Below are 9,667 nucleotides of genomic sequence, written 5' to 3' on the forward strand. Positions count from 1 at the left end.
CAATGAAACGAATCCTTGCAAACGAAAACACCGTCCGGCTGATGATCCTGCTGACGCTGGTGGTGCTGTTCGGCATTCTGACCGACGGAGCAAGCACCTCCCTGTCAAACCTGACAAACGTGCTGGTTCAATCGGCGATTCGCGGGATCGCCGCCTGCGGGCAGGCGCTCGTGATCATGTCGGCGGGGCTGGACCTGGCGGTAAGCGGCATCGTCTCGGTCTCGCTCATGCTCGGCGCTGGCCTGGTGACTGCAAATCCCGAGCTGAACCTTCTCGGCTATCAGTTGCCGGTCGTGGTGGTCTTTCCGGTCATGCTGTTGGTTGCAGCCGCCTTCGGCCTGTTGAATGGCGTTCTGGTTGCCGGGCTCCGCATCCCGGCATTGTTGGCGACGCTCGGCGTCTGGCAGATTTCCGAGGGACTGGCCTACAAGCTGACCGGCAAGGGTTATGTCGACGGCATTTCCGAAAGCATCGGCGCGATCGCGACAACGGATGTCCTGTTTCTGCCCCTGCCGGTCGTCATCTTGTTTCTGGTTGTCGCTGCGACTCATGTCGTGCTTGGGCATACGACCTTCGGACGGGAGCTTTACGCGGTCGGCGGCAATGACCGGTCGGCCGTGATTTCCGGCGTCCGCGTGTCCTGGATCCGGTGCAGCGTCTACGGGATAGCGGGCCTGCTCTATGGAATCTGCGCGATCCTGAGCCTCGCCCACTACCAGGGTGCCACCATGGCGCAGGCATCGGGCCTTGAACTGGAAACCATAGCGGCCGTGGCGATCGGCGGTGTGAGCCTGTCGGGCGGCAAGGGAACCATCGTCGGGGTGATCCTGGGTGTTCTCATAGTGAGCGTGATTGGCAACGCACTGAACATCCTTGGTGCCGGTCCGACCTATCAGAACGTCGTCAAGGGTGGATTGCTGATTCTGGTGGTGGCGCTCGATACGGCCGTCGCGAGGAGGCTGGTATTGCAGATGCTCGGTTTCTTCGCTGGACGGCGGGCCCAGCAAGATCAGCGATAGCCGATTTGTCCGACGGTGCGGGCGGAAACAGGAGACGCCGGGTGCCTTAGGCAATCCCGAGCAGGTTGCGCAATGGCGTTCGCGGCTTGGCCAGGTCACCGATTGAATAGCCGTCGAGCGCCGCCATGAAGGCATCTTCCGCCTTTTGCAGCGCCTTCCTCAGGACGCAGCAGGAGCGGATCGCGCATGGCGCGTCGACGGGATCGAAACACGGAACCAGGGCCATGTCCGGCTCGGTCCTGCGGACGACCTCACCGACGCCGATCTCGCTCGCTGCCATGGCGAGCCGCAGTCCACCGCCGCGGCCGCGAAGCGTCTCGACATAACCGGCGGTGCCGAGCTGGTAGGCGACCTTCATCAGATGGTTCCTGGATATCCCGTGATGCTCGGCAATCTCGCCGATGGTTGCCAACCGACCATCGCCGTCGTTCATGACTGCGAGATACATCAGCAGCCGCAGCGCATAGTCGGTGTAGACCGTCAGCCGCATGCAGGTGCCTCCCTCCGGTTATCGCTGAAAGATGTATATCATATATTGCTTTTTCTCAAGCCGATGATTACATGTATTTGGAATACTGGTTATGAAGGATCGCGCAATGACCCGCCAGATCGACGACGCGACGCGGCGCCCGCGCCGCGCCACTGTGACCGAGGACGGAATCCGCGATCTGGTCGACGTCTTCTATGCGAAGATCCGCCGCGATCCGGAACTGGGCCCGATCTTTGCCCGCGCGATCCCCGGTGACTGGGGCCCGCACCTGGCAACGATGCGGGACTTCTGGTCATCGCTCGCGCTGACCAGCGGCCGCTACAAGGGAAATCCTCTGGCCGTTCATCGCCGCATTATAGGCATGGAGCCGGCTCTGTTCGACCGCTGGCTCGCCCTTTTCGACGAGACCTGCGGCGAATTGTTCACAGCCGACCTCGCCGCGGCCTTCGTCGACAAGGCGACGCGTATCGCCGAGAGCTTCAAGCTCGGTCTCTTCTTTCGGCCTCACCAGACCTGGCCACCGGGCACGCCATGACATTCGTCGTCACCGACAATTGCATCAAATGCAAATATATGGACTGCGTCGAGGTCTGTCCCGTCGACTGTTTCTACGAAGGGCAGAATATGCTCGTCATCCATCCGGATGAGTGCATCGACTGCGGGGTCTGCGAACCAGAATGCCCGGCGGAAGCCATCCTGCCCGATACCGCGCCGGGCCTGGAGAATTGGTTGAGGCTCAACGCCGAGTTTGCGGCAACCTGGCCGAACATAACCAATCGCCGTGATCCACCCTCGGATGCCAAGGAATTCGACGGCGTCGCTGGAAAGCTTGAGCGGTATTTCTCGCCAGAGCCCGGCGAGGGAGGCTAATCTGCGCGGCAGGCGAAACATTCGGCCGTGCCGCAACTAGCCGGTATCAATCTCTTGGGTCCGGTGTCAGCGACCGACCGGGTGGGACATGGACCGCGTCCCGCTCTGGGGGGCCTGGGCGCTCATTCGTCGCGACGCCAGGGAGTGGCGGGGGCATCGCGGCGGCGATTGCCTCGCCTGAGAGCGGGCACGCCGCTTCATCGCGAAGCTATATTCGTCGGCTTGAGACCGACCGGTGGAGAACAGGGATGAACAGCATATGGACTGATCGACGGTTTCTCGATCTGGTCGGAGTCGACTTACCCATCGTCCAGGCGCCGATGGCCGGGCCCGTATTTTCCGACATGGTGGTCGCTGTCGCGAATGCCGGCGGGCTTGGGTCGCTGCCCTGCGCAACCTTTACTCCGGCAAAGATTCGAGAAGAACTTTCCCTTGTCAGGCAGCAGACCTCAGGTCCGGTCAACGTCAATTTCTTCTGCCACCGGCCGCCCGTATTCGATGCCGAACGGGAGAAGCGGTGGCGGACACGTCTTGGCCCTTACTACGAGGAGTTCGGGCTCGATCCTGAGATGCCTGTTCCCGCGTCCAGCAGGACGCCCTTCGATGAAGAGGCCTGTCTCCTCGTCGAGGAGTTCCGTCCCGAAGTCGTCAGCTTCCATTTCGGTCTCCCGGAACAACCCCTGCTGGCCCGCGTGAAGGCAACGGGAGCAAGGATCCTCTCGTCGGCTACGACCGTAGCCGAGGCTCGCTGGCTGGAGGATCGGGGCTGCGATGCGATCATTGCGCAAGGCGTGGAGGCCGGGGGCCACAGGGGAATGTTCCTCACTGACGATATATCCACGCAGGTGGGAACCTTTTGCCTGGTGCCGCAGATAGCGGACGCGGTGAAGGTGCCGGTCGTCGCGGCAGGCGGAATTGCCGATGGACGCGGGATCGTTGCTGCCTTCGCCCTTGGCGCCTCGGCGGTGCAGGTCGGCACGGCCTTTCTCTTCACACCGGAAGCCAGGTTGGCGAAGCCCCACAGGGAAGCCCTGGCTGGCGACCATGCCGGCGAGACGGCTCTCACCAACATCTTCACGGGCCGGCCGTCGCGCGGAATCCTCAACCGCGCGATGCGGGAGCTTGGCCCGATGACCGGGAGCGCGCCGGCGTTCCCACTGGCGGGCGGCAGCCTGGCACCTCTCCGCGCTGTCACGGAGAAAGCCGGTTCCGGAGACTTCATGTCCCTTTGGGCCGGTCAGGCCGCGAGGATCTGTCACGGCCTTCCGGCGGGTGACCTAACGAGGAAGCTCGCCTCGGATGCGCTTGAGCGCCTTGGCGCCCGCATCGCCGGAACCCCGTAGAACGATCCGCCGCGGCTCCTGTGCTCCCAGGCGGCGTCGAGCCCGGCGAAACCGTCCGGCGCGGCGTCCGGCCGGCCAAGCAACGCCGTGGCCTGCTCCCTGTCGGGCCTGATCGCCGAGGTCGCCGGGCAGGCCTCCGAGGATCGGCGACCCGGCGGGAAAGCCGAGTTCGGACCCCGGAAAGACCCGGATCCGGGGCGGGAATGACGAGGGTAGACGGCACGTGTTTGATCGTGATCAAACACGATACCGGGCATGTCGAGAATAATTGGAATGACCTGTTTCGCCAGTTGCCGATTTTAATAAATCATATCAATGATTTACCAGAACAGATTTGTGGCCTAACATTTATCGATCCTGCTCTCGGTTCAGCGATGCGCCAAGACGAACTCACTCTCATTCGCGCTCTGCCGCTCTTCGCCGACATTGACGAGGAGAGTTTCGCTTCGCTGATGCATGCCGCCTATTTCCAGCGCTTTCCCGAATCCGTGGAACTCATCACGGAAGGCGACGTGCCCGACTTCCTGCATGTGGTCGTCGCCGGGATGGTCGAGCTGACCACGGCGGGAAACGGTCGCGAGACGGTGATCGAGATCGTCCGCCCGATCGAAACCTTCATCCTTGCCGCCGTCGTCCGTGATCAGCCCTACCTGATGTCGGCCCGGACGCTCGACGCCTCGCGCATCCTGATGATCCCGTCACGCGACGTGAAGTCGGTCTTCCTCAATGACACGGCATTCGCGCGGGCGGTGGTCGCGGAACTCGCCGGCCGTTATCGCGGCATGGTCAAGGCGCTGAAGAACCAGAAGCTGCGCACGTCCGTCGAACGCCTCGCCAACTATCTGCTCTGCTGCAGCCAGCAGAATGGCGACTCGATGGTGTTCCGGCTGGTCATCGAAAAGCGCACCCTCGCCTCGCTTCTCGGGATGACGCCCGAGAACCTGTCGCGGGCATTCGGAACCCTGGCGAAATACGGCATCGCCGTCCAGGGCCAGGAGGTCCGGATCGAGAGGCCGGCCGACCTGATCGCTCTCGCGCGTCCGAACATGCTGATCGACGATCCGGAAAGCTGAAGCCGCGGGGACGTCCTTCCGAGCCGCCGGATAGGTGCCGGGAACCGGCTTGCTCCCGGCAGCCTCTCGTCGAGACGGCCGAAGGGCCGATCCTCGACAGGCTTGGCGCTCCGGCGGATCAGGAAGCCAGGCGAGACCGCAGGAGCATGGGTCCGAAGACGGTCGCAAATCCCAGGAAGCCGGCTATCCAGCCAATGGCGGCGAGGGTGAGGAGGGGCATGGTGGCGCCCGGGGCAAACGGCACCGCGAGCCGGCAGACCACGGCGGTGACAAGCGTGAAATAGATCATCCGCGTGAGCGGACTGGCGACCAGATCCCGGCCGGTATGGCCGAGGGTGGCGCGCGTCATCACGGCGATCGTCATCACCGCGACCGCGCCGACCGTCCAGGCGTGGAGCGCGTCCGCGGCCGGGATTGCCGCGGGCCGCAGGATCGAAGCGCCGACCAGGGCAAAGCCGAGCGGCACGAACAGGTAGCCGACGTGGAGAATGAGAACGAGCGGCTCCTGCCATGTGGAGCGGCCGGCCCATCGCCACAGTCGTATGAGCTGGAGGCCCGCGGCGGCGAGCAGGATCGACCCGGTCACGATTCCGGTCGGAGCCAGGATCCAGAATGCCAGGCCGAGGCCCGAGACCGCCAGCGTGACGACGTCATACCGGCCGAACGGCGCCGGCAGTGCGGCGGCGCCGGAGCGGACCAGCCAGTTCCGGGTGAAGCTCGGGGTGATGCGGCCGCCGATCAGCATGATCATCCCGATGATTGCGGCCGTCCCGGCGCGGATGGAGATGTCGGCCGAGCCGTCGAGAAGGACCTCGAGATGAAAGCCGATATTGGACGCGGCCATCAGCAACAGCAGGGCGACGGTCTTGAGGTTTTTCCAGTTCCGGCCGGCGGCGATCTCGCGAAGGATGACCAGGGCGAAGACGAGGAGGAAGGATGAATCGACAAGGATCGCCGCGATGATGCCGATGCGGTCGACACAGAGCAGTGCCAGGCGGCCCGCGATCCAGAGAATGAAGAGGGCGAGGAGAGGACCACCGCGCACCGGCAGGCGTCCGGTCCAGTTGGGTATCGCGGTGAGAAGGAATCCCGCGACGATTGCCGTGACATAGCCGAAGAGCAGCGAATGCGCATGCCAGGCGACGGGACCATATGCCTCGGCGAAGCTCCAGGCGCCGGAGAGCTCGCCAATCCACAGGGCCATTGCCACGGCCGCCCAGATCGCTCCACCAAGGAAGAATGGGCGAAATCCGTAGCTCAGCAGCGGGATGCGTGCGAGGCCCCTTCTGTCCCGTTGCATCATCGGGCCTCTTTCGGTTCCTCCGCCAGGGTATAGGCGAAAGCCCGCATGAGGCATGCGGCACCCGGGTCTTCCGCGCGCGAGAGGAGGCCCATGAGCTGGGTCCATTCATCGTCCGGCGCCGTGTCCGCGTAGTGGCGAATAATCACTCGCGCATATGCGCCAAGCGTCAGGCCTGTCTCCTCCGCTCCCGCCCGCATCGCGGCGACGAGGCGAAGGTCGCCGAGCCGCAGCAGCGTTTCGCTGGCCACGGCCTCGTCATCGAACCGTGCGATGAGATCGCCAAGCAGCATGGTCCCGCCTCAATGGACGCGCCGGGAATCGGCACCGGCCATGGTGATGCCGGTGATGTCGGCGCGCTCGACAAGGCGCGCCATGTATTGCGCCGTCGCCGTCCGCTCCGCCCTTTCGGTCAGGTATTCGGCGATCCGCCCCGCCACCGCCTCGAACGGCAATGTCCGCGCTGCAATTCGCCGTTCGAGCCGGATGAGATGGAACCCGTAGCGGGTCTTCACCGGGTGCCTGGTGGTCTCGCCATCATTCATCCCGGCGATCGCTGCCGCGAATTCAGGGGTCGTCTCGCGCGGCGTGAGCTGACCGAGGAAGCCGCCTTCCCCCGAGGAAGCGCAATCGGAATAGTCGCGGGCGAGTTCGGCAAATCGATCGGGCTCGGTCGCAAGTGTTTCGGCGAGCGCCTCGGCGCGCTCCTGAGCCGCCGCGTAGCCCGCGGCGTCGTCCGCGCGGGCGGCGACGAGGATGTGCCGGGCCTCGACCAGTTCGGCAGCGCGGAATTTCGCGACATTGGCGTCATAGTAGCGCCGGAGCTCGGCCTCGGTCGGGGAGGGGATATGAACCGCCTGTTCAAGCAGGACGCGGATCAGCGCTTCGTCTTCCGTCTCGCGCCGCCCCCGGTCGTCGGCGAGTGGCGAGGCGACGATCCCCTCGCGTCGCGCTTCATCCAGCAACAAGACGCGCAGCACCATTGCCTCGGCGGCCAGGCGCCACGACTCGGTGGGCGTCGCAGCCGGGTGGTACTGGATCTCGCGGACGATGTCGCTGTTCGGAATGACCGAGCCGTTGACCGAGACGATCGTCGGTCCCCGCGACGCCTGCTTCTGCCGTGGCAGGACGTTCATGACGTCCGGTCCCGCGGCCAGGCCGCCGGTGTCGTGCGGGGCGCATGCGGCCGGGCGCGAACGACCTGGTAGCCGCGCCGGCCAAGATACCAGACCGGCGCGCTCCAGATATGCACGAGCCGCGTGAAGGGGAAGACCAGGAAGATGGTCATGCCGAGGAAGATATGGAGCTTGAAGATCGGGTTGGCGCCGGCGATCAGCTGCCAGCTCTCCGGCCTGAGGATGAGGATCCCCTGGGCCCAGTTCATGAACCGCACCATCTCGTGGCCGTCGAGGTGGTTGAGCGAGACGAAGATGGTCGCCAGCCCGAGCGTCAGTTGGACGTAGAGCAGGAGCAGGATGGCGATATCGCCGAAGGACGAGGTCCGCAGGATCCGCGGGTCGAACAGCCGCCGGTGGACGAGCAGGGTCAGGCCGACGAAACAGGCGATGCCGGCAACCCCGCCGACCACGATCGCCAGCATCTGCTTGAAGGAATGCGACACGCCGAGCCAGTCGAACACGGCGATCGGCGTCAGCAGCCCGACGAAATGGCCGGCGAAGATCACCAGGATGCCGATGTGGAACAGGTTCGAGCCCCACATCAGCTGGCGGCGGCGAAGCAGCTGGCTTGAGCCCGACCGCCACGAATATTGCTCGCGATCGAATCGGATGACGCTGCCGACGATGAATACCGTCAGGCAAACATAGGGATACCAGCCGTAAACGATGTAGTTCAGGACGGTGCTCATCGTAGCCTCACTCCGGCATTGCTGTCGGCGTCGGCCGGCGGGCGGCCCTCAGCCTGGCAATCAGGTTGTCCTTGCAGCCGCTGTCGGCGCCGGGCCCGAAGGTGACTGGCTCGTCCTCCCAGGCTGCATCGAGTGCGGCGAAGTCGTCCGGGGCGGCGTCCGGCTGGTCAAGCAGCGCCGCGACCTGTTCCCTGTCGGGCTTGATCGCCGAAAGCACCACCAGGGCGTCGAATACCGCGGCATAGGGCGACTGGCGCTTCGCGAGCCTGTCGCTGATCGCCGCGAGGATATGGGCCGTCTGGCCGAGAAGTTCGCAGGCCTCGCCGAGCGGGCGGGTCGAAAGGAATTCGAGAAAGAGCGGCAGATAATCGGGCAGCTCCGTCGCATCGACGACGAGACCGTGAGTCTCGTAGAGCGTCGCGAGATCGATCATCGCCTGGCCGCGGTCGCGGCTCTCGCCATGGACATGCTCGAAAAGGTGAAGCGACAGGGAGCGCGTCCGGTCGAAAAGATCGACGTAGCGCTCCTGCAGTGAAATGAGGTCTTCGCCTTCGAGGTCGGCGAGAAGCGGATCGAGTGCCGCGCAGGATGCGCCCGAAACGAGGCCTTCTTGCCTGACCGCCGCGCGAAGGTCTTCCGCCGCCGCCTTCAACGCCTCATCGGGATAGGACAGCAGGGCGGAGAGCGCCTTGAATGTCTTCGCCATCACCTCACCTCCATCGGTGTCTTCGCGCGCTTCGGAGTCCCGAACAGGTTCGGTTCCGACGTCCCCCCGGAGCAGCCGTTCCCGAACGAGAAGCCGCAGGAGCCGCGAATGTCGTAGGCGTCCTCGCCGAGCTCGCGATGGGCGGTCGGGATGACAAAGCGGTCCTCGTAATTGGCGATCGCCAGGATCTGGTACATCTCGTCGATCTGACCGGGGGTCAGCCCGACACGGGCGGCGATCGCCTCGTCGATCATCCCGTCGACGGTCTTCGCCCGCATGTAGCCGCGCATGGCCAGCATCCGCTCCAGGGCGAGCGCGACCGGCTCCTCGTCGCCCGCCGTCAGCAGGTTGGCGAGGTATTTCAGCGGAATGCGAAGCGAGCGGACGTCCGGCATCTCGCCGTCGATGCCGATCTTGCCGGCCTCGGCCGCGGACTGGATCGGCGACAGCGGCGGCACATACCAGACCATCGGCAGCGTCCGGTATTCCGGGTGCAGGGGGAAGGCGACCTTCCACTCCATCGCCATCTTCCAGATCGGCGAGCGGCGCGCTGCCTCGAGCCAGTTCTCGGTGACGCCGTCGGCGCGCGCCTGGGCGATCACCGCCGGGTCGTTCGGGTCCATGAAGAGGCTGAGCTGCGCCTCGTAGAGGTCCTGCTCGTCGGCCGCGCTCGCCGCCTCCTCGATCCGGTCGGCGTCATAAAGCACCACGCCGAGATAGCGGATGCGACCGACGCAGGTTTCGGAGCAGACCGTCGGCTGGCCGGCCTCGATCCGCGGGAAGCAGAAGATGCACTTCTCGGACTTTCCGCTCGACCAGTTGTAGTAGATCTTCTTGTAGGGGCAGCCGGAGACGCACATCCGCCAGCCGCGGCACTTGTCCTGGTCGATGAGGACGATGCCGTCCTCCTCGCGCTTGTAGATCGCCCCGGACGGACAGGCAGCGACGCAGGCCGGGTTGAGGCAGTGCTCGCAGAGCCGCGGCAGGTACATCATGAAG

The 9,667-nt window shown here is 64.8% G+C and carries 12 protein-coding genes; 5 read left to right on the forward strand and 7 right to left on the reverse strand.

What is annotated here, in order from left to right:
• Positions 1 to 2 precede the first annotated feature (2 nt).
• Complete coding sequence (locus KDJ86_RS01085) at positions 3 to 1,019, forward strand: ABC transporter permease (RefSeq protein ID WP_291741758.1); 1,017 nt, start codon at positions 3 to 5, stop codon at positions 1,017 to 1,019.
• A gap of 46 nt (positions 1,020 to 1,065) precedes the next feature.
• Here the strand turns inward: KDJ86_RS01085 and KDJ86_RS01090 are convergent, their stop codons facing one another.
• The gene (locus KDJ86_RS01090; protein WP_291741761.1) at positions 1,066 to 1,509 is read right to left on the reverse strand and encodes an Rrf2 family transcriptional regulator; all 444 of its coding nucleotides are present in this window, start codon (positions 1,507 to 1,509) and stop codon (positions 1,066 to 1,068) included.
• 106 nt (positions 1,510 to 1,615) lie between these two features.
• Between KDJ86_RS01090 and KDJ86_RS01095 the strand changes: the two genes are divergently transcribed.
• From KDJ86_RS01095 to KDJ86_RS01110, 4 genes are all read left to right on the forward strand, one after another.
• Positions 1,616 to 2,044, forward strand: coding sequence for a group III truncated hemoglobin (locus KDJ86_RS01095; RefSeq protein WP_291741764.1), 429 nt, complete (start codon positions 1,616 to 1,618; stop codon positions 2,042 to 2,044).
• The gene (gene fdxA / locus KDJ86_RS01100; RefSeq protein ID WP_291741767.1) at positions 2,041 to 2,379 is read left to right on the forward strand and encodes a ferredoxin FdxA; all 339 of its coding nucleotides are present in this window, start codon (positions 2,041 to 2,043) and stop codon (positions 2,377 to 2,379) included. The genes KDJ86_RS01095 and fdxA overlap by 4 nt, the downstream gene beginning before the upstream one ends.
• Positions 2,380 to 2,627: 248 nt before the next feature.
• Positions 2,628 to 3,722 carry an NAD(P)H-dependent flavin oxidoreductase gene (locus tag KDJ86_RS01105; RefSeq protein WP_291741768.1) on the forward strand — a complete coding sequence of 365 codons (1,095 nt, stop codon included), beginning with the start codon at positions 2,628 to 2,630 and terminating at the stop codon, positions 3,720 to 3,722.
• A 374-nt stretch (positions 3,723 to 4,096) separates the two neighbouring features.
• Positions 4,097 to 4,795, forward strand: a complete 699-nt coding sequence (locus KDJ86_RS01110) for a cyclic nucleotide-binding domain-containing protein (protein ID WP_291741770.1) — start codon at positions 4,097 to 4,099, stop codon at positions 4,793 to 4,795.
• A gap of 118 nt (positions 4,796 to 4,913) precedes the next feature.
• On the opposite strand, the gene KDJ86_RS01115 is transcribed toward KDJ86_RS01110, so the two are convergent.
• The 6 genes from KDJ86_RS01115 to narH all read right to left on the reverse strand — a co-directional run.
• Positions 4,914 to 6,095, reverse strand: a complete 1,182-nt coding sequence (locus KDJ86_RS01115) for an NnrS family protein (protein ID WP_291741773.1) — start codon at positions 6,093 to 6,095, stop codon at positions 4,914 to 4,916.
• The gene (locus KDJ86_RS01120; protein WP_291741775.1) at positions 6,095 to 6,388 is read right to left on the reverse strand and encodes a hypothetical protein; all 294 of its coding nucleotides are present in this window, start codon (positions 6,386 to 6,388) and stop codon (positions 6,095 to 6,097) included. The genes KDJ86_RS01115 and KDJ86_RS01120 overlap by 1 nt, the downstream gene beginning before the upstream one ends.
• Before the next feature lie 9 nt (positions 6,389 to 6,397).
• Positions 6,398 to 7,231: a peptidylprolyl isomerase gene (locus KDJ86_RS01125; RefSeq protein WP_291741777.1), complete on the reverse strand. Its 834-nt coding sequence runs from the start codon at positions 7,229 to 7,231 to the stop codon at positions 6,398 to 6,400.
• Positions 7,228 to 7,962, reverse strand: a complete 735-nt coding sequence (narI, locus tag KDJ86_RS01130) for a respiratory nitrate reductase subunit gamma (RefSeq protein ID WP_291741779.1) — start codon at positions 7,960 to 7,962, stop codon at positions 7,228 to 7,230. The genes KDJ86_RS01125 and narI overlap by 4 nt, the downstream gene beginning before the upstream one ends.
• Positions 7,963 to 7,969: 7 nt before the next feature.
• On the reverse strand, positions 7,970 to 8,668 hold the full coding sequence (gene narJ / locus KDJ86_RS01135; protein ID WP_291741782.1) for a nitrate reductase molybdenum cofactor assembly chaperone: 699 nt from the start codon (positions 8,666 to 8,668) through the stop codon (positions 7,970 to 7,972).
• The coding region (narH, locus tag KDJ86_RS01140; RefSeq protein WP_291741784.1) for a nitrate reductase subunit beta at positions 8,668 to 9,667 on the reverse strand (1,000 nt) is incomplete at its 5' end. The genes narH and narJ, both read right to left, overlap by 1 nt.

The sequence above is a fragment of the Bauldia sp. genome (genome assembly GCF_020442045.1).
Lineage (GTDB): Bacteria > Pseudomonadota > Alphaproteobacteria > Rhizobiales > Kaistiaceae > Bauldia.

What these genes read in the sequence shown, in the direction of transcription:
- KDJ86_RS01085 (WP_291741758.1), top strand. Translation starts at nt 3, where the DNA reads ATGAAACGAATCCTTGCAAACGAAAACACCGTCCGGCTGATGATCCTG.
- KDJ86_RS01090 (WP_291741761.1), bottom strand. Translation starts at nt 1,509, where the DNA reads ATGCGGCTGACGGTCTACACCGACTATGCGCTGCGGCTGCTGATGTAT.
- KDJ86_RS01095 (WP_291741764.1), top strand. Translation starts at nt 1,616, where the DNA reads ATGACCCGCCAGATCGACGACGCGACGCGGCGCCCGCGCCGCGCCACT.
- fdxA (WP_291741767.1), top strand. Translation starts at nt 2,041, where the DNA reads ATGACATTCGTCGTCACCGACAATTGCATCAAATGCAAATATATGGAC.
- KDJ86_RS01105 (WP_291741768.1), top strand. Translation starts at nt 2,628, where the DNA reads ATGAACAGCATATGGACTGATCGACGGTTTCTCGATCTGGTCGGAGTC.
- KDJ86_RS01110 (WP_291741770.1), top strand. Translation starts at nt 4,097, where the DNA reads ATGCGCCAAGACGAACTCACTCTCATTCGCGCTCTGCCGCTCTTCGCC.
- KDJ86_RS01115 (WP_291741773.1), bottom strand. Translation starts at nt 6,095, where the DNA reads ATGCAACGGGACAGAAGGGGCCTCGCACGCATCCCGCTGCTGAGCTAC.
- KDJ86_RS01120 (WP_291741775.1), bottom strand. Translation starts at nt 6,388, where the DNA reads ATGCTGCTTGGCGATCTCATCGCACGGTTCGATGACGAGGCCGTGGCC.
- KDJ86_RS01125 (WP_291741777.1), bottom strand. Translation starts at nt 7,231, where the DNA reads ATGAACGTCCTGCCACGGCAGAAGCAGGCGTCGCGGGGACCGACGATC.
- narI (WP_291741779.1), bottom strand. Translation starts at nt 7,962, where the DNA reads ATGAGCACCGTCCTGAACTACATCGTTTACGGCTGGTATCCCTATGTT.
- narJ (WP_291741782.1), bottom strand. Translation starts at nt 8,668, where the DNA reads ATGGCGAAGACATTCAAGGCGCTCTCCGCCCTGCTGTCCTATCCCGAT.